Below are 25,967 nucleotides of genomic sequence, written 5' to 3'. Positions count from 1 at the left end.
GAAATTCTTTGCCGGATGCTCACTTAAGGTTTTTTATTTTGGTTCTTTCACATACTACTCACCTCCCTTACTGAACAACCATTTAACAATGGCCGAAGTAGTCCGTTTATTTTGGTTTATATAATAATATTGGTCTTTTCCTTTAAAATTGCCTTCAAATTGTAGCCACAGATCTTGATCCCTGCGCCAATCAATTGAATGCAGCGCTTTCATTCGTTTTCGAAGAATCAATTCTCGTTTTTTAATCGGCACATCATTTAATTCGAAATTTACATAGTGCACAATAGCATAAATCATCGAAAAGCTTGCGAGCATGGTTTGATGATAATCGCCAACCGTTTCAGCTGGATGGAGAGCAAATAGCTCATCAAACCAAATACAAAGCAAGTCAAAAACCTCATCAAACTCACGCTGCCCGTAGTTATCTAAATTCACATTTCGAATAGATGTCGTCCCCGTTATAAACAAAATAACGATGGTTCGTAATTGCGCAAGCGATAAAAACTTTTGATTATTTGGTCGAATAACAGACGCCCGCTCCACTTCAATCCCTGCAAGATTCAGCCCTTTATGCGATGCCATTAATTTATTCGTTGCTACATTTATCGCATCACGGGAATCATGAGAAATTCGTTTGGATAATGCCACCTTTTTCCCCTTTGAATTCATATCAATATATAATTGATTGATTTCCTCTTCAGATAAACCCTCAAATATTTGTACAGCAATTTTCATTTCCTTCAAACGATATTTAAGAAAGAAACCTTTTCGCTGATTTTTCTCATCATCATCTGAAATTAATTTTAAAATCATATGATCAAAATCAGTCAGTGCCTTAATTCGACTAGAGCCATCAATGACTGTTAATTGCATTGGTTTTTCTGTCTGAATCGTTTCCCCTGCCTCCAGACAAGCAACAATCGGAGGAAAATAAATAGATTCCTTCATAAAATTATCCACGACATACTTGCGAATTTTATTAACATGAGTTGGATTTGTATTACGTAATTTCAAATTATTCAGCTGAGCCATATGTAAAAATTCTTCAATTGAATAGAATAGAAACGTTTGTTTTTTATTGAAAACGGAATGAATAAACATTAAGATTCCCCCCTCTCCTTATGTAATATTTCGAGAAAGGTAAGCATTAAGCGCTTAATTGCTGTTGTTGTGGAATGATTTTTTAGCTGCTTTTTTGATGAATCATATAAAAATCGAAAGAGTGGATCATCATGTTGAAACGTACAATGTTTTTTTAAATGATGAATATGTTGAATGGCTTCTAGATGTGTAATACGCAATTCACGTACTAAATAAAAGGTTAAATAGGCAAGCGTAATTTGAATTCCTGATAATCCAATTACATATTTTTTGCGGTCATACATCTCTTTAGGAAATGCTTTGAAAAGCTCTGCAAAAAAGCTTTCAGCAATCTTAGGTACATCTTTTGGATTGCAATTCCGGTAATAGGGCTGTCCATTTTTCTGCGTAATAATCCCTTCAAAAAGGGCAATAAAGCAACGTTTCATAATCGTTAAATTGGTCACTGCGTGCGTATTTTCAGTTAATCGCGTAGAGGCCATTTCAATCACCATATGTTGTTGTAGCTTGTTGGCAACACGCGTTGTCAATCGGCTATACTCATCACGCTGATCATATTGCATAAGCTGATCGCTTTGAATTTCCTTACGTTCGTTATTAATATCCGTAAAGGCCAATTTTTCCTGTTCGATTGTTAAGTCTAAAAACACATGCATCGCAACCGGATAATTTAAAAGCACCTCTACAAATTCACGAAGCTTTTGTGCGTCATTTTGCTTATTAATCTCTTCTGCGATATCTGCCTCCGATTGTAGCTGACTAATCGCTGAAAGCATTGAGGTTATTCTGTGCATCCCGTCCAGAATATACAAATAATTTCCAGGTTCAATGTGTAATATATCGCCCTCAGCCCGCAATTTTCCACGTCCCGAGAAGATTAGCGGCGAGAAATAAAAAGGGACATTTTTTTCCAAACTAAGAATGATAAAATCACGAATTTCCGCTCGCCTTTTTGGATCAATCACACGCTGGACTTCTGGATCAATTTTGAATAAGGACTGCAACATGGAAAGTGGCATTTGAACAGCTGCGACAGAATGGCCAAACTGGTTAAATACAACTCCCCGAATAGTCGTTTGCATATCTGTTACATTCATCCTGCAATACCTCCTAATATCTTACATTATATTAGTTCTCATTGTATTCGTCTACATTTATTTTACAGATTATTCAGAAAATTATTGCGTAAATTACACTTTTTTCTACGCTATTGACAAATACCAAAAAACATGAAATCAAACTAGCACAAGAAAATCTATATTCAAGTAAAATAAAAAATCCGAACTATCTTGAATCTCATTAAGAGAACTTCAAAGAATAGTTCGGTTTTATTTAATCCGCAAAAATCATTACATTTCTGCATTTTTTAAATTTTATACTTGCTCTACATTAGCATATTGCTGTTGACGCGTGATTTTGATAACTTCCTTCCAAGTATCGCGGAATTCAGTTACTAGCCCTTCGACTTCTTCAATAATAGAAGTGTCATTTTGGATATTTGCTTCAACAAGGCGACGATTCATATATTCGTATAATGGTAGCATTTGTTTTGAAATTTCGATATCCATATTAAGCGTTGACATTAATTCTGCAATAATGGCTTGTGACTTTTGAAGATTAAGGTTTTTAGCTTGTACATCTTTCACTTCAATTGCTCTTTTCGCCATCGTTAAAAACTTAAGGCATCCATTATACAACATTAATGTTAACTCACCTGGTGAGGCTGTTGTAACGCTGTTTTGTTTGTATGCGTTATAAGCATTGGTTTGTGCAGACACAAATTACACTCCCTCTGAAGCTATTTATTAGTTCTTTTTGTCGTAATAACGACCATCCATCACTTGAACATTCGCATATGGATTCATATACTGCTTTTCATTTTTTTTTGCATTTTGTAGGTCTTTTAAATCATTCTGAATGGTCTTCATCACTTTGTCAAGACGCTCACGAATCCCTTTGTCGAGTTGTGCTAACATTGCATGGGATTTATTTTCTAAATCAACATGAAATCCTGCATTTTGCATTTTCTCGATCATTATACCGCGTTCATCCAACATTTGGTGAATTTTCTCAATGTATTCATCTCTCTGCTCATCTGTCGGTAGATTTGTCAAATGCTGATAGAGCTTCGCTGATACTTGTAAAAGTTGTTGTTCCATTTTTATGCCACCTACTAATTATTGACCTTGCATGAACATAGAAGACTGTGAATTTGCCTTGTTAATAGCCTGCTCCATTGCTGAGAACTGTTTCCAGTAGCGTGCTTCGATGTTTTTTAACTTGTCCTGCCAAGTAGAAATACGCTTATCTGTATCCAAAATGCTTTTACCAATTGCATACTGTCCATCCGTCATTGTTGAACGGCCTGCTTTTTTCTCGATTGAGATTTCGAAGTTTTTCATAGATTCACGCAACTTATCTATGTAACCACGAGAATCGACTGTTTTTGTCATAACATTACCAGTCACTGGATCTGTTACTTGAATTGTATCTTCTTTTTTACCATCACTATTTTTGAAAAGTTTTTCTACCGCATCAGGATTTTCTTCAATTGCTTTACGTAATTTATCTTCATCAATTTCTAATGTGCCGCCTTCATTATAGTTTTTAGATGATGTAATCCCGATACTGTACAATGTGTTAAACTTCGAATCTTCAATAGCAGGGTTTGATTGATATACTAATGAACGCATATCTGATAAGCCTGAACTAATTAATGCATCGTTACGCAATAAACCACTCTTTGCTTTTTCTTCCCAAAGTTTTATTTCATTTTCTTTCATATCTTTCTTTTGCTCATCTGTCAAAGGGGCATAGTCGCGATACTTTGTTTCACTTGTTTGATTCTTTAAATCTTTCACTAAACCATTATATGTGTTCACAAAATCCTTAATCTTTGTCATCATTTCGTCAACGTTTGTTGTTGAAGTTAATGTCACAGCAGACGATTTGGTTTCTTCAGCGGGAGGAGTTTCATTCTTAATGTCATTTAATGTTTTTTCTGCTTCTTCATAAGTGGTATATGCACTTACTACTTCATTCATATCTTTATTTAAGTCCTGTAACTTTGCATTATCAGCACTAAAAATTTCCTGTGTCGTTTGTACAGCTTTCAAATCCGTTAACTGACTTGCAGTATACGTCTTTAATAATGCTTTTTCATCGTCTGATAGCGAAGAACCATCAATAGTTGCATCATCTATTGTACTATTATCTTTTAAGAATTTTTGTGCATCTGCAGATAAGCCATCTAATGCTTGACCAGCTGTAACTTTATTAATATCTGCATCTACTGCTGCGGTAACCGCTGCATCTGCTGTTGCTTTTTCAGCAGTTTTCGTTTGGACATCCTTTAGCTTCGAAACATCATCCGATGATAAGGCCACTAACCTATCTATTTCATTTGTATCAAATGTATCATCGAACATTTCACTAGTAAATTTACCACCAGCTGGCATATTACTTAATAAATTTTTAGCTTCCTCTGATAATCCACTAAAAACATTACCTGCTGTATCTGAACCGTTACCGATACTTTCACTACTCGCTGTTTGTAATGCTGTTTCAGCCTCAATTTGAGCAGCCTTTTTTTCATCAATCGCATTAATTTTAGCGATGTCACTACCAGAAATATTGAGCTCTAATAAGGCTGTTTTATCTGCATCCGATAAAGTCGTACCATCAAAATGTTCATCTGTTAATTTTTCATTAGCCCCAAGCGAAACATTTTTCAAAAAGTTTTTGGCATCAGTAGTCAAATTATCAAATATAGCACCTGCTGTTGTTCCACTAATTTTTTTATTATAAGCATTTAAATAGTTTTCTTTTGATGTATTTAATTTTTCGGCATAATCTGTTGCAAGTTCCGCGAATTTTGCTGTAAATTCTGTATTAATTTCATCCAAAGTCTTGCCCGTAGTATCTATACCATACTTAGTTTTTAAATCTTCAAATTTTTTCGTGATAGCTGTTTCTGCAATATCTTTAGAAATTTGAGCAGCTTTTACACGATTTGAATGTCCAGACATCTCATTAAAAGTCGAATTCAATGTAACATTATAACCATTAATATTAAAGCTATTAGAAGAACGCTCAGTTGCAATACCATTTACTTCAAACTTAGCATTTGTCCCTTCTTTAATATCTGCTTCTTTCAACCCTAATTTAGTAAATACATTTGCTCCGTCCGTATCAAGCTTAATGGATGTTCCTTCAGCTGCCTTACCTGTATTTTTGGCTGTAATAGATAATCGTCCATTTTCAAAAATAGCACTTACTCCAGATCCACTTGAATTAATTTTGCTCATTAAATCATCTACAGTCATATCGCTTGTAAGATCTATTTTAACCGGATCAATTAAATTCCCCTGCTTATCTACCGATTGAATTGAAATTGAAGCTGGGACACTTCCATCTAAGGCATCGCTAAGTTTCGTATCACTCTTAAAGTTTGTTTGCTCACCAATACCTCGTGCTGCTGTCGCAAGCTGAGATACTGATTCGATTGTAAGCGTTCCCGATGCTTTACCAGTAGCCACAGCAGATACTAATGATGAATTCGAACTTGATGCTGTTTTAGAATTGAATGTTTTTAAGACTAAATTATCCGCAATATACGTATCAAACGTTTTTAATTTTGTGTTAACCCCACGATATGCATCACGTTGCCACTCATACCTTGTTTTATTTTGTAAAAGCTTGTTTAACGGCGCCTTTTCAGCTTGCATTAATTTTTCGACTAAAGCATCAATATCCATTCCTGACGCTAAACCACCAACTCGCATTACCATACTATTTTCCTCCTCGTTTTAAATCTCTTTATATTTTTTCATCAACAATCATGCCGAGCATTTTTTGCATTTCATAAAAAGCATCTAATAATCTTTTTGGTGGGATTTCCTTCACTACTTCTTCAGTTTCACGATCCACTACTGTAACATAATAACGTTCTAAACCTTCATGAAACATAAACTTTGAAGCGCTGTTATTTACATCAAGCATTTCATTCATTTTATCGACCGCTTCTTGTACTTTTGCTTTTGTTTCTTCGCTATTGTCAATCGATAAATTTTGCACACGTTCAACGGTTGTAGCCTGTTGTTTCATTGTAGTTTGGTTTCCTTGCTGAACTACATTTTCTCCAATTGATTGAGGCATAGCTGCTGGTCTATTCATTGCAGCCGTCTCCAAATTGGCGTTTCCTGAAATACGCATGTTTTTCATCCTCCCTGAATTCTATACAAGCGTTACTAAATGTAATATCGGTTGTAAATAAAAAAATTCCAGTATTTCTTCTGTATGTTAATAGAAGAAATACTGGCGTTCTTATGTACATATAGTCTCTCATTAGGAATAAATTTGTATCCTATTTTGTCATTAAAGTATTATCCATAAAGCAAAAAAAGTAAGATTCAAAAAAAATTACACAAACTCCCTTACAGAAAACAGATTTATAGTTTATATATCGATTTAGTATTGAACCAAGGTAAAAATGGGAATTTTATTACCTATGCAAAAAAAGCACAACTCAAATTTGATCACCTTTCTCCGAATACTACTAACATAATGTTAAACCAAATAAATTTTAGAAAAAATGTTAGGTGTCAAAATTCATAGTAATATTTAAAAAAGCATCCTTTCACCGAAGAATGCTTTTTCTATTATACCAGCTAAAACCCCTTCGTTCCCCTCACTTTATAATTAAAGACACGTTAATTCTGCACTTTTTTAAAAATCCATTCAGAGGAGCTTGCAAAAAGTGGCGCAAATTTATGTTCAAAAAATTGTGATAAAGTGTCAATATCTTTTCTTTCTATCAACTCATTTAAATAGTGAAGATGTTCAATTACTTCTGATGTACGACTATTAATTATATAATTATTTTCTTGAATATGTTGCTCCACTGTCACTATCCAATTTATACCTTCACTAAGATCCGCAATTAGTCGAAAAGCTTGTTCTAATTCATATCTTTTTAATAAATTTGCTATCTTTTGACTGGCACTTTGAATCTTTACTACATATTCGTAATAGGATTGTTGCGTTTCTATTAGCAATTGCTGCATAGCGGTAACTCCTTATGTAATATATTATTGATTTACTTTATCTGACATCATTTTTTTAATTTCTTCTAATTCTTTCTTTATGTCCATTAACTCTTGACCTTCTATTACTGTTCCATAATCAAGGTTTTCCAATTCATTCATTGATTTCGGTTGCGGAAATAGAGAAATAAAACGCGATAATGAAATAACCGTCATAAACACGCCCATCAATGCCTGGCTTTGTAAAACAACTAAAGCAATAGATGACCACTTACCTTTATCAATATCCAAGCTATACGTAACCATATGCGTGAAACTATGATAAATTGCATCCCCTGGTGTTATCCCCTGAATAAATTGAAATGTTAAATACGTTCCAGCAAACCAAAATACAATTTCAAAAAAATTATGAATCAATGCGATTGTCATGCGACGATAACTATTTAAAGAATAAACTTCCCCTTTATAAGGATGAACAAGCATTACATTTAATTGATAAATTAAAATTTCAAAAATACGGCTGCTCCCATAAATGACGAACAGATATTTCACAATATTATTTATATTGTCATTATCACTAATAAAAATAAAACCAAAAGCAATAAACATATTTAATAATATCCAAAAATCAATAAAGTTACGATTTACTTCATCTGACTTATTATTGAAAATACAATTCCTTAATATATAGAAAAAACTTATTTTCTCTAGGAGCTTTAGCCCCGCTACCCATCCTTTGACCAATAACGACTCATTCATTTCTTTTTTTATTTCACCCATTTGTTTTTATGTACGCAAATAAAAATGCTAATGACTCCATATTAGATTCTTTAATTTTTTGACGCAACGTCTTATAGCTTTTATTATTGTGTGCTACAGCTTTCGTGTAACTTTGAATAACTAAAACTGCGTCATCAACAGTCACTTTTCCATTATGCGCTGCCATTCCGATCAGTAAAGCTTTTATTAGTTGATAATTCACTGCAATATCTCCAAATGCTTGTAGCGGTGTTTGACTGTTGTATGGAAAAACATTCGTAAAAACATAATGTACAACATAGTTTTCTAAAATATATGAATGTGTTTCATTAAACTGTTGGTATATTTTTTGCGATGCCATATATTTTTGCAACGTTGTTTCTGTTACTACTTTGTCTTCAAGTGGACCCGTTTGTAACCCTACAATAAATTGATTAACAACTTCAACATATCGTACATTAAAAGATAATTCTTCTACGGTAGTACGCAATAATTCTTTATGTAATTGTATTTGTACAAGTTCATTACCTTTCACTTCCTCTATCGCTTGTACATATTGTGAATGTGCTAAACGTTGATTCATTAAAGAAATTACATTTTCTACACTTTGTTCAGTTAAAGGCTCTTTCGATAATAAGTCTGAGAATATACCGAGTAAAAGTATGCGTGTATCAAGTGATAGACCGCGTTCCTGTAACAATGTAATCGCAAATATACGCACTTTCCACATTAGTTCTTCAGGTATTCCACTTAAAGTCGCTTTACTTTGAATGAGTTCATTTGCTTGTGGGTATGCTTCTTCAAAACTTAGCCCTTCTTGTTGTAATAAAAGTGTACGAACCACCTCGGGGCAAGAAAAAGTTAAAGATTTCTCAATCACATTCCCTATTTTACGATATATACGCGGATAGATAGAACAAGTATTACATAGTGCACTTTCTCCGAGTTCTTTATGAATTTGACACCACTTATTTTCGTCTAAAAAGTGACATTCATTCTTATCATTCATTTTCATGCTACCGTAATTTACATCACTTGTTGCTTTAGAATTTATTTTATAAGCCTTTTTTGCTAACGGTTTAATAACCGGGTTACTTGACGTTGATACTTTCATAAAGCCGACACGATCAATATCAACGCGCCATGTATTGCAGCAATGGTCTTCACAAGCCGCCCCAATACAGCGAAATTGCTCCGTCCCTTTTGGAACTAACATAATTTTCTCCATACGATTCTCCTTTCTTATCGAAAAAAAGCTTGAAGGCAATGACCTTCAAGCTTTCGATTTTAGGGATTAACCTAATAATTGTAAAACACCTTGTGGTTGTTGGTTAGCTTGCGCAAGCATTGATTGAGCAGCTTGAGTAAGGATGTTGTTTTTAGTGAATGCCATCATTTCAGCAGCCATGTCAGTATCACGGATACGTGATTCTGCAGCTGTTAAGTTTTCAGAAGCAGCACCTAAGTTGTTAATTGTGTGCTCTAAACGGTTTTGAACAGCACCTAATGAAGAACGTTGATCAGACACTTTTTTGATTGCATTGTCGATTGTAGTAATTGTACCAGCCGCATCTTCTCGTGAGCCAATGCTAGCGCCACCGATCTTAAATGTAGCACCATCTGCTAAATCTGTTGTTAAACCTAAATCTGCTGCTAGTATATCTGTTTTTGTGCCATCTGCATGGTTAATTGTTGCTTTGTTAGTAGCAGTATCAAATGAACCTACTTCTTTACCATCTTTTAATACTAGTTTACCAGCAATTTTATAATCACCTGCTGCTACTTTGCTAGTATTCGTACCAGCCTCCATTGTAACAGTAGCTTTACCATCTTTAACTACAATTTTATTACCTTTAGTATTTAATGCACTTGCATCGCCCATTGTAACAGCAGACTGTCCTGTTACAGTTAAATCCGTAGCATCAACAGTACCAACTACATTTCCGTCTTTATCTTTAAGATCATTACCATCAACTGTGTAAGTACCATCAGCTAGCCCTGTAACAGCAACATCTGTTGCAACTACACTTGTTTTAGATAAGCCTAAAGTTGCCGAATCCATAGAACCAATATTTAAGTTCATTGTTTGACCTTCATTTGCACCGATTTGGAAAGTTCCTTTGAAACCACCGTTAAGTAATTTTTGAGTATTGAACTCAGTTGTTTCAGCAATACGATCGATTTCTTCAGTTAATTGTGAAATCTCTTTTTGTAAAGCTTCACGGTCGCCTTCGTTTACGTTCGTGTCATTTCCAGATTGTACTGCTAATTCACGCATACGTTGTAGGATTGAGTGTGTTTCGTTAAGAGCTCCCTCAGCTGTTTGGATTAAAGAGATAGAGTCTTGAGAGTTTTTAGTAGCCATGTCAAGACCACGGATTTGTCCGCGCATTTTTTCTGAGATTGCTAAACCAGCAGCATCATCGCCAGCACGGTTAATTTTGAAACCTGAAGATAATTTCTCAAGGTTTTTTGCAGATTGTGCGTTGTTGAAGCCAAGGTTACGGTGTGTGTTTAAAGCTGAAATGTTATGTTGAATTCTCATTTGGAATTCCTCCTTGAATGTTTTTTCTCCCTACATCCTTGTTGGGAGTGTAGCTCGGGGAGTGTTCCCCTACCTTACACTATATATATCGTTAGTTTCTCGGAAATGTTTATACTCTTTTAAATTATTTTTTAAGATTTTTTTATAATGAAAAGCAGGACTTCTCTAAATAGCTTTAAACAAGGAAAAATTAGGGTGATTTACAAATTCAAGAAAATAACTGTTCCTTCAATTACATTTTAGAAATGCAAATCAAGATAATAGTTCTACAAGATTCCTTCAGAAATGAACTGAGAATTCATTCGTCTTTACTCTAAAAACGCTAATTTTTTGCCCTTTTATTCTCAGAATGAAGCATATAATAATAACTCAATACTCTCATTCTTTACATAAAAAATTAATTCGAAGAGCACTTTGTTTCACTAATAAATTTTATTAAATAAAAATCTGTATTTACCTCACTCGTCGAATTCCATATACGACATATTTTTAAATAAGTGCCATTCCTAACCTTTTGTCCTATTTTGACACATATTTATATTTAAGTTGTATATTAATTTTAACAACCAGCCTTTTTCATCTTTAAAATTCCCCATCAAAAAACTCCCTACTGTTTAATTTAGTAGAGAGTGAAACACTAATCCTTCTTTAATTGTTTGATGAATTCTGGAATTGCTCCGCTAAGTGCTTTCTTATTTTGCTCTTGAATTGCTTCAAAAATTTCTGAGCGATGTACTTTGACAGACTTTGGCGCGACGATGCCCAGTTTCACTTGATCGCCATCAATTGAAAGAACTTTCACTTCAATTTGATCACCAATCATAATCGACTCTGTTTTTTTTCTTGATAAGACTAGCATTATTTCGCACTTCCTAATGATTGCTGAATTTGGAAGCGTAATGGATAGGATTTGCTATCTTGCAAAATAATTTGCTTCCCAAGCTTTTTCGTTGTATTAATCACAATTGGCGCTAATAAATTCATTGTCGAATCAGTAAATATTTCTTGTAATGTAACAATTGAATATGTAAGAACTTCTTCTTCTTTTTCGATTTGTAAATCTTCCTTCTCCTCATCACTCAAATCAAATGCATAATCGGACTTAAATGCAAATGGGAAAGCGATTACGAAACCAATTGTCGACTCATCTATTGATTGAAATAATGCTAAAGGTAAATCGGCATCTAAAGGTAAGATAATAAATTTTTGATAGTCTAGAAACCCTGGTAAACCTTGTTCGAAAGTAATTATTTCAGATTCTTTTATTTCTACTTCACCTAAAAATTTCGTTTGAATAAGCAAGTCGCTCTCTCCTTTTAACCGATGACATCAATTTGTACTTCTGGTCTTTGCACTATTGTACCAGTTACTTTTCCAGGTGTATATTGGTGAATTGGCTTGTTCACTTTTACGTCAATTTTCGGTTCATTGCGCTCGATGTTTATGTCGGTTGTACCCGGTGTAATATTAACTTTAACCGCATTATAAGACGGGATAAACTTAATATTGTATGGACCGGCGCGCTTTGGTCCATGATTTTGTTTGGCAATACCTTGAATGGTAGCTCGCCCTTGATCTTTTCCGGCACTGCGCATCATTTGATTGCCCTCACCGACACGTCTCGAAATCCCTTTTAGCATTTCTTGTCGGCCTATTTGCGCATATTCTTTTATGAGTTCCCCTGTAGGCTTCATTCCTAAATCACGCCATAGCTGGTCTTGATTGATGTCTAACTTCGGATTGGTCGTGTTGATTTCCAATGTTGCAGCGGGCTGGGATATTTTCAAATCGGCTTGTGGCTGCTGAATTCGTTGCTGTGGCTTGGTAGTCGTATAGTCCATCCGAATATCGGTTGTTGAAATTTCTATTTGCGGGAATCGCATCTTTGTCCCTCCCTTTTAATAAAAGCGCTTGGAAATGATCCAAACGCTTTGTGAGTTATGAATTTTAACGGATGAAATCTACTAAAGTCTGTTGAATAATCTTCGCGCCTACTGATAATGATGCTTGGTGGATTGATTCAGTTGTTATCATTTCGGTAATCGTTTTAGCATAATCCGTATCTTCGTTTTGAGACATTTGTTTCGTTACGTTTACTTCTTGAAGTGATAAGCGATTTTCCATAAGTTCAATACGGTTTTGGCGTGCACCGACGTCGGCACGTAATGTTAGTGTTTTTTCAGTTATTGCATCTAAACCAGGAATCTTACTCGTGCCATCTGTAATCTCTGCACCCAATGCATCCCCAATTTTGTCTCCAGTCATCGTCGGGTCATTTAATATTTTTTCCACATGAGTCATGAAATCATCAACTTCTTTAAAATAATCACTACCTGATGTATTAATCTGCATTTTAATGCCGTCAAACACATTAATTTCAATTTTTTCGCCTAGACCCTTCGCTGTTAATGTAGCGTCAGGATTTGGTGCACCGTCTTTATATAAAGGTTGGTTTGTATGTGTTCCTGTGAAAATATAATTCTCGCCAACCTTTGAATTTGCGATATCTTGAATTTGATTTTTAATTTGCGAAATTTCTGCATTAATTTTTTGACGGTCTTCAGATGTATTCGTGTCATTAGCCGCTTGAACGATTAATTCTTTTACACGCTTAAGCGACTCGCCTACTTGTCCAAGCGACTCGTCTGTTGAGTCTAGCCAAGTATGTGCCTCACGAATATTACGTTGGAACTGTGCATTTTTATCTAACTCTACTCGGTATCCCATTCCTTTTACGGCAATTACTGGGTCATCGGATGGACGGTTAACTAACTTACCTGATTGTAATTGTTCTTGATATTTTGACATTTTTCCGTAGCTAACATTTAAGTTACGGAGCATATTGCTTGATAACATGGATTGTGTAACGCGCATTGTTATTCCCCTTTCAAAGTGAAAAATAGAAATGGCCTCAACACGATTTAATCTTTGCTGTCTATACTATGGATGTATGTGTTTACCACTTCGAAAAATTTTTATCGAATAAAATCAACCGATAACTTTAAACTCGTTTGTGCCTGTTGCTTCGCTTTCGGCACAAATCACATTTGCATCGAAAGTGTAACGGCAGATGCAGAACTTTAGTAGATTTCATCTAACGGATGAAATCTACTAAAGATTGCTGAATAATTTTTGCTCCTACTGATAAGGAAGCTTGGTGAATGGATTCTGTCGTGACCATTTCTGTAATGGTTTTTGCATAATCCGTATCCTCATTTTCAGATAGCTGCTTTGTCACATTAACTTCTTGCAATGATAGACGGTTCTCCATCATTTCAGCGCGATTTTGGCGTGCACCGACAACCGCACGTTGCTCTAAAACTTTATTCGTTTGCAATTGAATGTCGGTTAGTAACGCACCGATTTCTTCGCCCGTAGATGCTGGGTTTTCTAAAGTTTTTGATACTTTCGAAATCATCTCATCAATGCCTTTAAACAGCTCTTGGCCAGGTAAGTTGATATCCATTGATATCCCATCAAATACATTAACTTGAATCGATTTGTCGATACCTGTTCCATTGGCCATCGTTCCATCCGCATTAAAAAGTGGTGAGTTTGTATGCGTTCCTGTAAAGATATAGTTTTCTCCAACTTTCGAATTGGCGATATCACGCATTTGAAGTTGAATTTGTTTTATTTCTGCATTAATTTTCTCACGCTCTTCTGGTGTGTTCGTATCATTTGCTGCATTGGTAACGAGCTCTTGAACTCGATGTAAAGCGGAACCTACTTGGTCAAGTGCTTCGTCGGTTGCATCATTCCAAGAGTGTACTTCATTTAAATTACGCTGGAATTGCTCCACTTTATCTAAGTCAACGCGGTAGCCCATTCCTTTCACCGCAATTACGGGATCATCAGATGGACGATTTACTTTTTTCCCTGAAGTTAATTGTTCTTGGTATTTCGACATTTTTCCGTAACTTACATTCAGGTTACGAAGCATATTACTAGATAGCATTGATTGTGTAACGCGCATTTAAATTTTCCTACTCTCTCGTTGTTAAATCTAAGTTGATGTTTTTGTTATAGTCCTACTCGCCCCATGCCGTTAATAATTTTATCTAATGTTTCGTCGATTACTGTAATCATACGTGCATTGGCATTATACGCTTGCTGGAATGTAATCATACTCGTCATTTCTTCATCAAGTGAAACTGAGTTATGTGAATCACGGTTTTTGGCGATTTGTAATTGGAGCGTTCCTGAGTTAAATTCTAGCTTAGCCGCTTGCTCCCCTTTAACACCTAAATCCCCTACTAATGATTTATAATATGTTTGGAATGTACCGCCCTGTAAATTACCTTGTACTGCCGCTTGAAGCTTTGATAACGCTAAAATATTTTTATTGTTACCTTCTTCTCCATTCGTATCAGATGCAGCGATTTGCTTTGGATCTGTAATCACAACCTTAATATCTTTTGCTGTTGTACCAGAGAAGAAATCGCCTTTTGAACCATCTAATCCAACACCGTTATTGTGTACTTTATTAAATTCTTCAACAAATGTCTTTGCTAATAAATCTAGCTTTTCAAGCATTTCTGGGTAAGTCCCCTTGCCACCACTATGACCAAATGAATCAATTAAAGCGGCTAATTTCCCTTTACTTTTCTCTAAATCCGCATAATTCACATTGACCGCTGTTGTCGGTGTTGGTGGGTGACCAATGCCCGAAATTGCAAAGCCTTGGAATTCGTTATAGCCGTCTGTTGTTGCGTCATCAACATCGCCATTAATCTCTTTTCCTTTTGAGTCCATTGCATTTAAATGGGCATAATCTCTCCCTTGTACAAGGACAATTTCTTGACCATTTTCAGGCTTAAACTTAATCGTCATGCTTCCTTCTGCGATGTCCAGAGCATTACCACCTGATTTTTCGAATGAAATGGAAACCGGAATTAATTCGTTTAATTTATCTAATAAAACGTCTCGTTCATCATAAAGGTCATTCGGCATATATCCATTTGGCTCAACTGCTTGAATTTGTTTATTCAAATCGGCAATTTGCTTTAATATTGAGTTAACGTTTTTGGTATTAACGTTAATTTCATTTCCCAGATTTCCTTGAATCAGCTTTAATTGCTTATCAATATAGTTAAATGATTCTGCTAAACCTTGCCCTTTCGAAAGCATTACTTGGCGAGCTGCTGTGTCCTTTGGGTTATCAATAACATCTTCCATTGACTTCCAAAACTCAGTGTACGCTTGGTTCAGACCGAATTCAGATGGCTCTGACATAATATCTTCCATTTGAGAAATTGCCTTTGTAGTCGATTGCCAGTAACCTAATTTGTTTGATTCTTGGCGGAATTGGCGGTCTACGAATTCATCACGCATACGTTGTACAGAATGAGCTTGGACCCCTGTACCGATATGTCCCGCGGTTGTTGGTGAATTTAGTCCTGCCCCTGGGAATCCTGGTGTTGTTTCAAAATTTACGCGTTGGCGTGTATAGCCTAAAGTGTTGGCGTTTGAAATGTTATGGCCTGTTGTATATAGGGCGGATTGCTGTGTGAAAAGCCCACGTTTACTTGCTTCAAGTCCCATGAAAGTTGAGCGCATGAGTATAGCCTCCTTCTTATCTTTCGTTCATCGTTATTATTTATTTCGACAATTTATGTAATGCTTTGAATAAAATTTCATATATAAAGCAAATTTCATGCAAAATAATGAAAAATAAAGTCGCAACTTTGTGATTCTTAGGAGTAATTGAACCTTATTTCCCCACAAAAATATCGCATGCCCTCCCTGCTACATGCGCAGGAAAGAACATGCGATTAGGCTTTAAATTCATTAAATGTGCGGCGTGCAATTTCGGATTGACCGCGCACTTCTGCACCAGAATAGTTGAACTGTTCTGTACGTGGCTGTGGACGCATCGCATCTAGTGTAATATTGATAATTTGCAACGAGTTCAGCACCATTTTTTGATTCAAATCATTTTGAGCTTTTAATTTACCTAGTAGCTCTACTAAACGTTCACGTACAGCTACTAACGCTTCTGTCGGCTCACTTGCTTGAGCAACTTCGATCACCTCGGCAACAGATGGTGTATCAGTGAGAGCAATTCCTTTTGCTCGTAGGTAATCCGTTACCATCACTTGACGCTGTTGCTCAATAGTATCAATAGCCGCTACATGTGCTTGTTCATTTTTAATGAGTTGATCAAGCTTTTCCATATCACCTTGCTTAATATATTCTGTTTTTGCTAGCGCTAGTTCAAGTAGGCTCTTGTGCATTTTTTCAAGCTTTTCTAACGTCGCAACAATTGTGGCAATTGACATGTAATTTTATGCCCCCTTACGTTAAAAATTTGACAATTAGCGGCGGTAGTATTTTAGCATGTCTGCTGCGACTTGCTTTGCATCTACTTTGTACTCGCCTGAATCGATATCGGCTTTTAGTTGTTTAATGCGCTCTGCACGTTCATTTGCATACGTGTTCGTCGCTTGCATTACTTTTGCTTTTGATGAAATTTCGATATGATCTGCGAATGATTTTTGCACGTTCTCTGTTTTTCCTGTGCGTGCTTGCTTTTTATATGAATTAATCGCCTGTAAACCAATTGGATTGATTTTCATGTGGTTGGCCTCCCCTCAAATGCTCTTTCTACTATATATTTCGACTGTAGCATAAAATTGTTTATGCCTTCTAAAAAATTTCCGAATTTATGCGACAAAAGTTTTCAAAGCAGCTTTTGTTAATAAGCTTCTATTCCCATTTTACTAAAAAGAAAAACGAAGTCCCATAAATAAGACTCCGCTTTAGCACTTTTTTATCGTTTATCTGAGTGATAAGTACCGCGATCTCGGCGCACTACATCTTCACGGAATTCTTTTGCCGCTTCAAATGTACGTAAATCTGCCTTTAATTCCCCTTGGCATTTATCGCATAACTTACCCTTTGTCGTTAAATGCCCGCAGTTATCACATGGATAGCCTAAGCTTGGGAAAGTCGCTGGATGTAATCTGCCTTTACGCACCCACTTGTATAGCAAATCACGTTCTACACCTGTTGCTTCTACAATGCGATCAATATTGGCTGCGCGATTTTCACGCTTCCGTAAAAAACGATAGACGACTTGATACATATCCTCTTCTTTTTGAGCACATTTATGACATACTTCACGTAAGCCTGTGTAATTAAAGAATTCTTGGCACATCGGACAATTTCTTAACTCTGCCATTCCAACCCCACCTTAATATAAAGTCGAACCTTTTTACTTATCATTATACATAATATTACTTCATTTTCATTGACAACTTTTCAAACTTTTTTGATATGAGTAATCCCACAAATTTCAACTGTGGATTAATGCAAATCCGGTTACTGTATTTGCGCCTGCTTCTAGCAATGCATTTTTTGCATGCTGTAATGTAGTGCCTGTAGTATAAATATCGTCAATTAATAAAATATCTTTATGTTTTATTAGACTTGGATTATTTACACTAAACAACTGAGCTGTTTCTAACCGTTGTGCTCTGGTTTTCTTTGACTGCTGTTCGTCAGTTTGTTTAGTGAGGTGATGCTGAAATGGGATATGAGCTGCTTTTAATAGTTCATCTACTTGTGCAAAGGTGCGGATTTTTAAACTTTCTTCATGCATCGGAATTGGAATGATGAGGCGTCTTTCACTTTTCAAATGTTCGTGGAGTGCTGTGTTAAATACATGCGCAAGTACAACGTCATGGAGAAATTTATAGCGGTGTACATAATCTTTCATGGCGTCATTATAATGAAATAATGCGGTGATGTTTGGATCTGTTTGCTGTTCGACTTTTTCGAAACGTTGCTCGCAGCGATGACATATTGTTTTTGGCAGTGATTTTTTTAATAGCTCTTGCCAGCCAACATTCCCTTGTAATTCACGTTCACATAATAAGCAGTGCGTAATTGGTTTATTCATAACAATTCATCTCCAGTATTTTTTTGCACGCACGATCCATCTCCAACGTGATGCCATGATGAAAAAAGACAATTTGACCATTTGGAAACTGAGGATTGCGTCCAACACGCCCACTAATTTGAATGAGTGCACTTGCAGTAAAAATAGGACTTTCACTACCTACTACCGCTACCTGTACATTTTTGATTGTAATGCCACGTTCTAAAATCGTAGTTGTTAGTAAGCCTTTACGCTGTTCGTTACGCAACTGGAGTACCTTCTCTTTTCGCATTGGGTCTTCCGAATGGACACTTTCGATTGTCGGTTCAATGGCCTGAAACAGCGATACTGCTCGTTCCATTAAATCGATTGTTGGAAAGAAAATAAGAAATGGCTCGTTGTTTTCGAGACGCTTGTTTACCCAATGAAGAAGTTTTTGCGGGATTCGATTTTTCTTGAATGCTTTTTCGTAGTTCCAAAGAGGCTGATATTGTGGGACAGGCAATAAAAATCCGTGGAAGCGGCGCGCGATAAATGAGTATCCCCAGTCTTCTTTTTGTCGTTGGTTGAGTAATTTAGTTGATGGCGTGGCTGTCACAAAAGCAATTGGTGCATCTAGCTTTTTAGCTTTTAACACTGCACTTTGCAATGCCTGGTCATACGTATACGGGAAGGCATCTGCTTCGTCAACAATCATCACATCAAATGCCTGTTCAAAACGGTACAGCTGATGCGTTGTTGCTAGAACAAGCTGCGCAAATTGGCTATTTGGCTCAGCTCCCCCATATAGCGCGTGAATCGTAATATTTTGAAAAACTTGTAGAAAACGAGGGTATAATTCGAGCACAACATCTGTCCGTGGCGTCGCAACACAAACTCTTTTGTTTTGTTCGAGCGCTTTGTGGATTGCCGCAAATAGAATTTCGGTTTTCCCCGCACCACAGACCGCATGGATAAGATGATTACGTTTTCGCTGAAGGCTTTCATTTAACGCATGTGCTGCTTTTTGTTGCTGTGATGTTAGCGTTCCAGTCCATGTAAAATGTGGAGATGCTTGTTTAACGAAGTAGCTTGGCCCAGCCCACGTAATGAGGTCTTCACAGCTACACATGCGTCCCATCGTAATACAATGCCGGCAATAATGACAAATTTGCTGGCACTTTGCACAGTGGAAGGAAATAAATTTATGGTGAGTTTCATTTAAACAGCGGTTGCACCTTAACTTTGGGGTTGTAGTGACGGCTGGGCTTTTTGCGAAGTAATTTTGGGTAATATAAGTATTGATTATCGCTTGGGGGAACGGTGTATTATGACGTGACCATATACGACCAGTGAAGAAATTTTCGATTCTTGGTTCAGGAATGACGCCGTAGTAGGTAATAAAGCGAGGAGATATCTCCTTTTTGAGGTGGATTGAATGAATTTTTTTATGCTTCAAGTGAATCCTCCTTTTGAGTGGTTTGGGGGGTTGGATGGCAGGGGATATGTGCGATTTTCGGATGAATACGTGCGGATTATAGGTGTTTATGTGCGGTTTTTTGAATTTGCGTGCGATTTCCGACTGTTTATGTGCGATTTTCTCAATTTGCGTGCGATTTCCGACTGTTTATGTGCGATTTTCTCAATTTGCGTGCGGTTTACCATCCCTTAATCCCCATAAAGCAAATCCTCTGGAATGACATAATAGCGACTTTTCCCTTGTCCAACTGCTTCCACATTTAATTTAGAAAGCAATCGAATAGCTGCATATCTGCTTTTAATACCTAAGAAGTTTCGAAACGCGTGATTCGTAATATGAGGACCAATTAAAATACGATAATGCTGTAACGCATCGATGATCCCATCTGTAGATTTCGTTTTACAATGCTCGCAATGCCAAAAACCACGGTAAAAAAGCATCGGACCAATCACATTACAATGATGACAAAATACACCTGTCTTCAAACGACTTGCTTCAATTTGACGGCGAGCTGGAAGACGCTGGTGAATACTTTTAAAAAGCTCACTAATTTGACGGGGGACGACAGTGGTGCTCGGATAGTGCTCATATAAGGATTCGAGAAATTTAGGTAGGCTGCTCAAGTGGATAATAGGCATCGATTCGAAACCATTATCGAGTTTTGCACGATAGTTTGCGATAACAACTATATGCAGCACGGGTAACTTGAGTGCAGATTGCTGCAAAAACTGCTCAATAAACAATTGATGGCGATACACTTGATCGAATGGATTGGCGAAATTTTCTTCGATACCATTATCGGTAACACGATAAAACTCTTGAACAGCAGGTTTATAGAATAGGCTACCCGAGATTTGTTTGACCTCAAAAATGATTATAAAATGCGGGGTAATGAGTAGCGCATCGATTTGATGTGTAAAGCCACGTAGATTGATACATTCAAAATTGTATAAAATCTCATAATCCGATTTAAAAAAATAGTCTGCGAGTGTCGTTTTTAACTTCATTTCACCTGCTAGTCCAGCTTGTAAACGATAAAATTCTTCTTGAAATAGCAATGCTTCCTCATCATCCTCGTGAATTCTACGAACAAGTGCGTCCATAAATACGTAGTGCTCGGATTTTTGCATGTACATCACCTCTACATATAGCATAAAATAAAAATTTTTAAAGTGAAATCCTTTGCGCGGAAATTTCTTTTTACCTATTAAAAAGGGGCGAAATGTGCATTATTGCCTTTGATGTATGCCAATGCTCGGGTGGACTTTCGGGGGATATGCTCGGGTTTTGAAATTTATGCTCGAAATCCCTGAGTTTATGCGCGGGTTTCAGAATTTATGCTCGGAAATTGAAGTATTATGCTCGAATTTCGTAATATACGCTCGAGTCCACAGTCTCCTCCTAATTCTCACAATAAAAACGCAAGCACTACGTAACTAAAACCAAAAAACAGCCGCTACAAAATTTTCGTAGTGACTGTTGTGCTAGTGCTATATTTTTTTGATCCAGCCAATTGCCATCGCGCCTTCACCTAAGTGCGTACCGATAACTGGGCCGAAGTAGCTTAATGTAAACTCTACAGTTGGATATTTTTCAGCTAAGCTACTCATCAATTCAACCGCTTCTTCTTCGCAGTTTCCATGAATAACCGTAGCTCGCAGTGCACCGTGCTTTTCAACTGCTACAGCAAGTTGATCTTCTACACGGCGTAAGGCTTTTTTACGCGTACGAATTTTTTCAAATGGAACGATGACTTTGTTTTGGAAGGTTAATACCGGTTTTACTTGTAGTAGCCCACCAATTAATGCCGCCGCTGCGGATAAACGACCTCCACGCTGTAAATGCTGCAAGTCATCTACAATAATATATTCCTCGCGTGTTGGACGTAAAAGTTCTAAATGCGCAATAATTTCTTCACCCGAAGCGCCCTCCGCTGCTTTTCTCGCCGCTTCTATTACAAAAAAGCCTTGTAAATAAGCCGCAACTTCCGAGTCAAATGCATAAACATTTACATCTTCTACCATATCACTTGCTTGTACCGCACCTTGGAAAGTACCACTAATGCCACTTGATAAATGGATTGTTACAATTTCATCATACTCTTTTGCTAATGTTTCATAAAGCTCTACAAATTTACCAATCGGTGGCTGTGTTGTTTTAGGGAATTCCTTAGCTCCACGTACACGATCATAAAATTCAGAAGCTGTGATATCGATTTCTTCATCATAAATTGTTCCTTCTATATTAACGCTTAAAGGAATCATATAAACATTAAGACGCTGACGTTCTTCAAGCGTCAAATAGGCTGTACTATCTGTAACAATTGCTGTTTTCATCGCTTCCCCACTCTCCTATGTCAACTATATTACCGTATCTGTATGTAAATGTGAATGAAAAAATGACATTTGTCATATCGAGCAAAGCTTAATTCCATGGGGAAATTATCGCAAAAAAACATCCCACCGATAACTCGATTAGGATGTTTTAGAAATTGCTCATCAATCATTCATTTCCAATATAATAAATACTCGAAACTTTCCAGCTATCTTCTTTTACAAATACCGTTACTTGTCGACCTGTACCCGATAGTTCTGCTCCAGTTTCAAGTTCTTTAGTATTTGTCGTTAAATTCGAAAATACTTGTGCATCTTCTTTGCTATATTTCACAATTGTTATATCTTCAGCAGTACGATTGACGTCATATTGCTGAAATACGTCCGCAACCGCCTTTACATCCTCATCATAATTAAAGCCCTGTGCATTTTTGGAAATAATATTTTTATAACTTTCTAAATCTTTGTCATTAAAGGCTTTGATGTATTCGTTAAACGCATAAATTATCTTTTCTTTTTCATCTGCTGGAATATTTGCGGCTTCTTGAATCGAATCTCCCATAACCTCAAAGCCTACCGTTCCATCTTCAATCTTTTTTTGTAATTGTTCTGGTGATGCGTCTTGTTCATCGCCGCAAGCCGTCAACAGGAACATTGCCATGACAGCCATTAACCATTTTTTCATATATTTACAAACCTCCCGCACAACATTTTAGCACACTAATATTAAAAATTCGATATCTCGGATTGTCAAAACATACTTACCACACAATAAGACGCCAGAAGTTCACAGATGTTTCATACATGTAAAATAGAGACGATTTCTAGTGAATTATACGTACGTAATAGCGTGGCAAAATAAAACTTATTTATGTAGCACATTTTTTGAAAAGAAAAAAGGACTGTTCTAAAAGTGATTACTTTTAGGTCAGTCCTCCACATGTGTTAATTATCCACTAAGCGGTACTTCTGCGGTGGTCAGTTTAAATTCTCATCATCCTCGGCGCAAAGGGCTTGTCCAGAAATCATTTTCCGGACAAGCCCTTTATTCGTGAGTAATTCAATTATCGAACTTCTACCCACCCGTTTTTGATGGCAGTTACTACTGCTTGAGTACGGTCGTTTACGTTCATTTTTTGTAAAATGCTTGAAACATGGTTTTTTACTGTTTTTTCTGAGATGTATAATGTTTCGCCGATTGTACGGTTTGATTGACCATCTGTTAATAACTGTAGCACTTCGCATTCACGCTTCGTTAATAAGTGGAATGGGCGGCGAATTTCTGTTTGGTGGAAATTCCCTTTGTTTTCATGCTCAGATAGACGACGGAATTCTGCTACTAGGTTTTTCGTTACTTTCGGATGTAGGTAAGAGCCACCGTTTGATACAACTTTGATCGCTTCTACGATTTCGTCTGCATCCATTTCTTTTAGCATATAACCTAGTGCACCTGATTTTAATGCAATTGTAACGTAAGATTCGTCATCGTGAATTGATAACACCATTACTTTTGCATCTGGATATTCCGCGATTAAGTCTGCTGTTGCTTCTACACCGTTTTTCCCCGGCATGTTAATGTCCATTAACACAACATCTGGCTGGTTTCTTTCGTATAGACTCACTACATCTGTACCGTCATCGCCCTCAGCGACAACTTCAAACGTATCTTCAAAATCTAAAATACGTTTAACGCCTTCACGGAATAATTGGTGGTCATCAATAATAATAATTTTTGTCATGGTAATACCCCCTAAGTCTACTTATATTGTTTCTTCCTCTTCGATAGGTAAAGGAATTTTTATTAAAACAGTCGTGCCTTTACCTACAACGCTGTTAATATTCATGTTACCTCTTAGTAAATCAATTCTTTCTTTCATGCCTATAATACCAAATGAGCCTTCTCGAACGTTTTCCGTATCAAAGCCTTTACCATTATCTTTTACTACAACATTTATTTCGTCACGTAGCCACTCGATTTTTACATGTATTAATGTAGATTTGCCATGTTTTATTGCATTATTGACACATTCTTGCACTAAACGGAAAATCGCTACCTCATAATCCGACGAAATGCGGCGTTCATTATTGTAGGACATAAATTGTATATCAACGCCTGGGTTATATTCCATAACGGTTGATAAATATTTTTTTAATGTTGGAGTTATGCCTAAATCATCAAGTGCCATTGGGCGTAAATCGTAAATTATTCGACGGACTTCTGACAGAGCGTTGCGGACGTTTATTTTTAAATCTTGAATTTCTTGTAGTGCTTTGTCGGCGCCCTTTTCACGGAAAATCCGATCAATTAAATTAGATCGCATTAATACGTTAGCCATCATTTGAGCTGGCCCATCGTGGATTTCACGCGACAATCGTTTACGCTCTTCTTCCTGAGCTTTTATAATACGAATACCAAAGTCTTGCTTGATTTTAGCTTGCTCGAGTGCAGCACCCACATTTTTTAAATCAGTTGTCAAAAAGCTAATAACGACATTTACCTGATTGACAATGTGATCTGCTCTTTCAATCGTATCATAAAGTGCACGTAGTCGTCTTTCTAAATCATCTCGTTTGTCACGTAATTGTTTCTCTTTTTCCTTGCATAACGACACTTTAAGTTGTAAATTATTTGTATTTTCATAAGCTACACGAATCTGTTCTTCCGAATGATCGTTAAAGCTTTTACTAACAATAACTAATCGATGCTTTGATAATTGCAGTAGTTTCTCTGAACTATCGGTTTCATCAATCATAATTTTAATCTCTTGACGAACTATTTCGAGCTCTTGTTGCATTTCTTCAAAGCTTCTTCGGCTCTGTTCGCTTATAATAAATATATCGTCCTTAGAATTTGTAATAGTTTCTAACATTCGATTAAAAATCATATCAAGCGAGGCTATATCTATCTGATCATCTTGAAACATACTATCCCCACCTTACTCGACCAAAATAATAACTACTGCTATCTATTTGTTCCACTACTATTATAGCATTATTAAATCATTTTTTAAGATATATTGTAACTACAAAAAAAGTAATTTAATGTAATTATAAGGAGAATTTTTAATGAGAAATAACTATTTTACTGTCAAAGGTTATGGCGAATCTGAAATTATAATTTCAAAATCTAGGTTTCTAACATACGTTGAACGTGTCGAAACCGAACAAGAAGCCCTACTGTTCATCGAAAAAATAAAAAAAATGCATGCTAGCGCTACGCACAATTGCTCCTGCTATTTAATCGGCGAGCATGACCAAATTCAAAAAGCAAACGATGATGGGGAACCGAGTGGAACAGCTGGCGTCCCTATGTTAGAAGTTTTAAAAAAGCAAGGACTAAAAGACACAGTTGTAGTCGTTACCCGTTATTTCGGGGGGATTAAACTCGGCGGCGGTGGTTTAATTCGTGCTTATGGCAATGCCACAACAGAAGGTATTGCGGCAGCACAAGTTGTCGAGCGCAAATTACACTATGTCATGAAAATTGCAATTGACTATGTTTGGCTAGGTAAATTGGAAAATGAAATTCGTAATTCCGACTACACACTTCGCGATATCGGCTACGCAGACAATGTAGAAATTTTTGTGCACGTGTTAAAAGAAGATGAAGCAACATTTATGGAGTGGATTACTGAATTAACAAATGGACAGGCTGTTATCACTAACGAGGAATCACTATTTATCGAATTTTTAAAATAATTGGTCTTTATGTCATTCTTTTTTGTCGAAAACTTTACTGCATAAGTGGATAGTAGTATAATAAATAAGATTTGAAACTATTAATTTTTATAGTAACACCCTTTACCCTTACTATTATTTATGCTCAAAATACCCTATGTATACA

The 25,967-nt window shown here is 36.4% G+C and carries 27 protein-coding genes; 1 reads left to right on the top strand and 26 read right to left on the bottom strand.

Going from position 1 to position 25,967, the window contains the following annotated elements; all coding sequences use genetic code 11:
- Window positions 1–54: 54 nt before the first annotated feature.
- The 26 genes from LZ480_RS02065 to LZ480_RS01940 all read right to left on the bottom strand — a co-directional run bounded on the left by LZ480_RS02065 (window position 55) and on the right by LZ480_RS01940 (window position 25,047).
- Window positions 55–1,101, bottom strand: coding sequence for a DNA sulfur modification protein DndB (locus LZ480_RS02065; RefSeq protein ID WP_241367681.1), 1,047 nt, complete (start codon window positions 1,099–1,101; stop codon window positions 55–57).
- The gene (locus tag LZ480_RS02060; RefSeq protein WP_241367680.1) at window positions 1,101–2,198 is read right to left on the bottom strand and encodes a DNA sulfur modification protein DndB; all 1,098 of its coding nucleotides are present in this window, start codon (window positions 2,196–2,198) and stop codon (window positions 1,101–1,103) included. The genes LZ480_RS02065 and LZ480_RS02060 overlap by 1 nt, the downstream gene beginning before the upstream one ends.
- 276 nt (window positions 2,199–2,474) lie before the next feature.
- On the bottom strand, window positions 2,475–2,879 hold the full coding sequence (gene fliS, locus LZ480_RS02055; protein WP_241367679.1) for a flagellar export chaperone FliS: 405 nt from the start codon (window positions 2,877–2,879) through the stop codon (window positions 2,475–2,477).
- Between the two features lie 27 nt (window positions 2,880–2,906).
- Window positions 2,907–3,260 carry a flagellar protein FliT gene (locus tag LZ480_RS02050; RefSeq protein ID WP_241367678.1) on the bottom strand — a complete coding sequence of 118 codons (354 nt, stop codon included), beginning with the start codon at window positions 3,258–3,260 and terminating at the stop codon, window positions 2,907–2,909.
- 18 nt (window positions 3,261–3,278) lie between these two features.
- Complete coding sequence (gene fliD / locus LZ480_RS02045; protein WP_241367676.1) at window positions 3,279–5,891, bottom strand: flagellar filament capping protein FliD; 2,613 nt, start codon at window positions 5,889–5,891, stop codon at window positions 3,279–3,281.
- Window positions 5,892–5,919: 28 nt separating this feature from the next.
- Window positions 5,920–6,315: a flagellar protein FlaG gene (locus tag LZ480_RS02040; protein WP_241367675.1), complete on the bottom strand. Its 396-nt coding sequence runs from the start codon at window positions 6,313–6,315 to the stop codon at window positions 5,920–5,922.
- Window positions 6,316–6,812: 497 nt separating this feature from the next.
- Window positions 6,813–7,166, bottom strand: a complete 354-nt coding sequence (locus LZ480_RS02035) for a hypothetical protein (RefSeq protein ID WP_241367674.1) — start codon at window positions 7,164–7,166, stop codon at window positions 6,813–6,815.
- Between the two features lie 24 nt (window positions 7,167–7,190).
- Window positions 7,191–7,904: a hypothetical protein gene (locus tag LZ480_RS02030; protein ID WP_241367672.1), complete on the bottom strand. Its 714-nt coding sequence runs from the start codon at window positions 7,902–7,904 to the stop codon at window positions 7,191–7,193.
- 13 nt (window positions 7,905–7,917) lie between these two features.
- A complete protein-coding gene (fliB, locus tag LZ480_RS02025; RefSeq protein ID WP_241367671.1) occupies window positions 7,918–9,132 on the bottom strand; it encodes a flagellin lysine-N-methylase in 1,215 nt (404 codons plus the stop codon).
- A gap of 66 nt (window positions 9,133–9,198) precedes the next feature.
- Window positions 9,199–10,449 (bottom strand): flagellin N-terminal helical domain-containing protein, encoded by a 1,251-nt coding sequence (locus LZ480_RS02020; RefSeq protein WP_241367670.1) that lies wholly within the window; start codon window positions 10,447–10,449, stop codon window positions 9,199–9,201.
- A 637-nt stretch (window positions 10,450–11,086) separates the two neighbouring features.
- Entirely contained in the window at window positions 11,087–11,308 is a 222-nt protein-coding gene (gene csrA, locus LZ480_RS02015) for a carbon storage regulator CsrA (protein WP_241367669.1), read from the bottom strand.
- On the bottom strand, window positions 11,308–11,751 hold the full coding sequence (fliW, locus tag LZ480_RS02010; protein WP_241367668.1) for a flagellar assembly protein FliW: 444 nt from the start codon (window positions 11,749–11,751) through the stop codon (window positions 11,308–11,310). Before fliW ends, csrA begins: the two co-directional genes overlap by 1 nt.
- Window positions 11,752–11,765: 14 nt before the next feature.
- Window positions 11,766–12,332 carry a DUF6470 family protein gene (locus LZ480_RS02005; protein ID WP_241367667.1) on the bottom strand — a complete coding sequence of 189 codons (567 nt, stop codon included), beginning with the start codon at window positions 12,330–12,332 and terminating at the stop codon, window positions 11,766–11,768.
- A gap of 64 nt (window positions 12,333–12,396) precedes the next feature.
- The gene (flgL, locus tag LZ480_RS02000) at window positions 12,397–13,323 is read right to left on the bottom strand and encodes a flagellar hook-associated protein FlgL (protein ID WP_241367666.1); all 927 of its coding nucleotides are present in this window, start codon (window positions 13,321–13,323) and stop codon (window positions 12,397–12,399) included.
- A 220-nt stretch (window positions 13,324–13,543) separates the two neighbouring features.
- Window positions 13,544–14,425 (bottom strand): flagellar hook-associated protein FlgL, encoded by an 882-nt coding sequence (gene flgL, locus LZ480_RS01995; RefSeq protein ID WP_241367665.1) that lies wholly within the window; start codon window positions 14,423–14,425, stop codon window positions 13,544–13,546.
- 47 nt (window positions 14,426–14,472) lie between these two features.
- Entirely contained in the window at window positions 14,473–16,008 is a 1,536-nt protein-coding gene (gene flgK, locus LZ480_RS01990; RefSeq protein WP_241367663.1) for a flagellar hook-associated protein FlgK, read from the bottom strand.
- Window positions 16,009–16,223: 215 nt separating this feature from the next.
- Window positions 16,224–16,730, bottom strand: coding sequence for a flagellar protein FlgN (locus LZ480_RS01985; protein ID WP_241367661.1), 507 nt, complete (start codon window positions 16,728–16,730; stop codon window positions 16,224–16,226).
- A 36-nt stretch (window positions 16,731–16,766) separates the two neighbouring features.
- Window positions 16,767–17,027 carry a flagellar biosynthesis anti-sigma factor FlgM gene (gene flgM / locus LZ480_RS01980; RefSeq protein WP_241367660.1) on the bottom strand — a complete coding sequence of 87 codons (261 nt, stop codon included), beginning with the start codon at window positions 17,025–17,027 and terminating at the stop codon, window positions 16,767–16,769.
- Between the two features lie 194 nt (window positions 17,028–17,221).
- Window positions 17,222–17,632: a TIGR03826 family flagellar region protein gene (locus tag LZ480_RS01975; protein ID WP_241367659.1), complete on the bottom strand. Its 411-nt coding sequence runs from the start codon at window positions 17,630–17,632 to the stop codon at window positions 17,222–17,224.
- A gap of 114 nt (window positions 17,633–17,746) precedes the next feature.
- Window positions 17,747–18,352, bottom strand: a complete 606-nt coding sequence (locus LZ480_RS01970) for a ComF family protein (RefSeq protein ID WP_241367658.1) — start codon at window positions 18,350–18,352, stop codon at window positions 17,747–17,749.
- Window positions 18,345–19,442 (bottom strand): DEAD/DEAH box helicase, encoded by a 1,098-nt coding sequence (locus LZ480_RS01965; RefSeq protein WP_241367657.1) that lies wholly within the window; start codon window positions 19,440–19,442, stop codon window positions 18,345–18,347. The genes LZ480_RS01970 and LZ480_RS01965 overlap by 8 nt, the downstream gene beginning before the upstream one ends.
- A gap of 536 nt (window positions 19,443–19,978) precedes the next feature.
- The gene (locus LZ480_RS01960) at window positions 19,979–20,920 is read right to left on the bottom strand and encodes a nuclease-related domain-containing protein (RefSeq protein ID WP_241367656.1); all 942 of its coding nucleotides are present in this window, start codon (window positions 20,918–20,920) and stop codon (window positions 19,979–19,981) included.
- 360 nt (window positions 20,921–21,280) lie between these two features.
- Window positions 21,281–22,126 (bottom strand): DegV family protein, encoded by an 846-nt coding sequence (locus LZ480_RS01955; protein ID WP_241367655.1) that lies wholly within the window; start codon window positions 22,124–22,126, stop codon window positions 21,281–21,283.
- Window positions 22,127–22,292: 166 nt separating this feature from the next.
- The gene (locus LZ480_RS01950) at window positions 22,293–22,808 is read right to left on the bottom strand and encodes a nuclear transport factor 2 family protein (protein WP_241367654.1); all 516 of its coding nucleotides are present in this window, start codon (window positions 22,806–22,808) and stop codon (window positions 22,293–22,295) included.
- 379 nt (window positions 22,809–23,187) lie between these two features.
- The gene (locus LZ480_RS01945) at window positions 23,188–23,862 is read right to left on the bottom strand and encodes a response regulator (RefSeq protein ID WP_241367652.1); all 675 of its coding nucleotides are present in this window, start codon (window positions 23,860–23,862) and stop codon (window positions 23,188–23,190) included.
- 21 nt (window positions 23,863–23,883) lie between these two features.
- Window positions 23,884–25,047, bottom strand: a complete 1,164-nt coding sequence (locus LZ480_RS01940; protein ID WP_241367651.1) for a sensor histidine kinase — start codon at window positions 25,045–25,047, stop codon at window positions 23,884–23,886.
- 142 nt (window positions 25,048–25,189) lie between these two features.
- Between LZ480_RS01940 and LZ480_RS01935 the strand changes: the two genes are divergently transcribed.
- Window positions 25,190–25,822 (top strand): YigZ family protein, encoded by a 633-nt coding sequence (locus tag LZ480_RS01935; protein WP_241367650.1) that lies wholly within the window; start codon window positions 25,190–25,192, stop codon window positions 25,820–25,822.
- Window positions 25,823–25,967 lie beyond the last annotated feature (145 nt).

Source organism: Solibacillus palustris (assembly GCF_022549215.1).
In the GTDB taxonomy this organism is placed as follows: Bacteria; Bacillota; Bacilli; order Bacillales_A; family Planococcaceae; genus Solibacillus; species Solibacillus daqui.
Note: the sequence above shows the minus strand (reverse complement) of the source record. Positions and strands in the feature narration are given on the sequence as shown.

Coding starts and splice junctions, on each gene's coding strand:
- csrA (WP_241367669.1), bottom strand. CDS start 11,308: ATGCTAGTCTTATCAAGAAAAAAAACAGAGTCGATTATGATTGGTGAT.
- LZ480_RS02030 (WP_241367672.1), bottom strand. CDS start 7,904: ATGAATGAGTCGTTATTGGTCAAAGGATGGGTAGCGGGGCTAAAGCTC.
- LZ480_RS01985 (WP_241367661.1), bottom strand. CDS start 16,730: ATGTCAATTGCCACAATTGTTGCGACGTTAGAAAAGCTTGAAAAAATG.
- LZ480_RS01960 (WP_241367656.1), bottom strand. CDS start 20,920: ATGCAAAAATCCGAGCACTACGTATTTATGGACGCACTTGTTCGTAGA.
- LZ480_RS02050 (WP_241367678.1), bottom strand. CDS start 3,260: ATGGAACAACAACTTTTACAAGTATCAGCGAAGCTCTATCAGCATTTG.
- LZ480_RS01945 (WP_241367652.1), bottom strand. CDS start 23,862: ATGACAAAAATTATTATTATTGATGACCACCAATTATTCCGTGAAGGC.
- LZ480_RS02060 (WP_241367680.1), bottom strand. CDS start 2,198: ATGAATGTAACAGATATGCAAACGACTATTCGGGGAGTTGTATTTAAC.
- LZ480_RS01965 (WP_241367657.1), bottom strand. CDS start 19,442: ATGTGTAGCTGTGAAGACCTCATTACGTGGGCTGGGCCAAGCTACTTC.
- flgK (WP_241367663.1), bottom strand. CDS start 16,008: ATGCGCTCAACTTTCATGGGACTTGAAGCAAGTAAACGTGGGCTTTTC.
- flgL (WP_241367665.1), bottom strand. CDS start 14,425: ATGCGCGTTACACAATCAATGCTATCTAGTAATATGCTTCGTAACCTG.
- fliD (WP_241367676.1), bottom strand. CDS start 5,891: ATGGTAATGCGAGTTGGTGGTTTAGCGTCAGGAATGGATATTGATGCT.
- LZ480_RS01970 (WP_241367658.1), bottom strand. CDS start 18,352: ATGAATAAACCAATTACGCACTGCTTATTATGTGAACGTGAATTACAA.
- LZ480_RS01975 (WP_241367659.1), bottom strand. CDS start 17,632: ATGGCAGAGTTAAGAAATTGTCCGATGTGCCAAGAATTCTTTAATTAC.
- LZ480_RS02065 (WP_241367681.1), bottom strand. CDS start 1,101: ATGTTTATTCATTCCGTTTTCAATAAAAAACAAACGTTTCTATTCTAT.
- flgL (WP_241367666.1), bottom strand. CDS start 13,323: ATGCGCGTTACACAATCCATGTTATCAAGCAATATGCTCCGTAACTTA.
- LZ480_RS02035 (WP_241367674.1), bottom strand. CDS start 7,166: ATGCAGCAATTGCTAATAGAAACGCAACAATCCTATTACGAATATGTA.
- LZ480_RS01940 (WP_241367651.1), bottom strand. CDS start 25,047: ATGTTTCAAGATGATCAGATAGATATAGCCTCGCTTGATATGATTTTT.
- LZ480_RS01955 (WP_241367655.1), bottom strand. CDS start 22,126: ATGAAAACAGCAATTGTTACAGATAGTACAGCCTATTTGACGCTTGAA.
- LZ480_RS01950 (WP_241367654.1), bottom strand. CDS start 22,808: ATGAAAAAATGGTTAATGGCTGTCATGGCAATGTTCCTGTTGACGGCT.
- flgM (WP_241367660.1), bottom strand. CDS start 17,027: ATGAAAATCAATCCAATTGGTTTACAGGCGATTAATTCATATAAAAAG.
- LZ480_RS02040 (WP_241367675.1), bottom strand. CDS start 6,315: ATGCGTATTTCAGGAAACGCCAATTTGGAGACGGCTGCAATGAATAGA.
- LZ480_RS02005 (WP_241367667.1), bottom strand. CDS start 12,332: ATGCGATTCCCGCAAATAGAAATTTCAACAACCGATATTCGGATGGAC.
- fliB (WP_241367671.1), bottom strand. CDS start 9,132: ATGGAGAAAATTATGTTAGTTCCAAAAGGGACGGAGCAATTTCGCTGT.
- LZ480_RS02020 (WP_241367670.1), bottom strand. CDS start 10,449: ATGAGAATTCAACATAACATTTCAGCTTTAAACACACACCGTAACCTT.
- LZ480_RS01935 (WP_241367650.1), top strand. CDS start 25,190: ATGAGAAATAACTATTTTACTGTCAAAGGTTATGGCGAATCTGAAATT.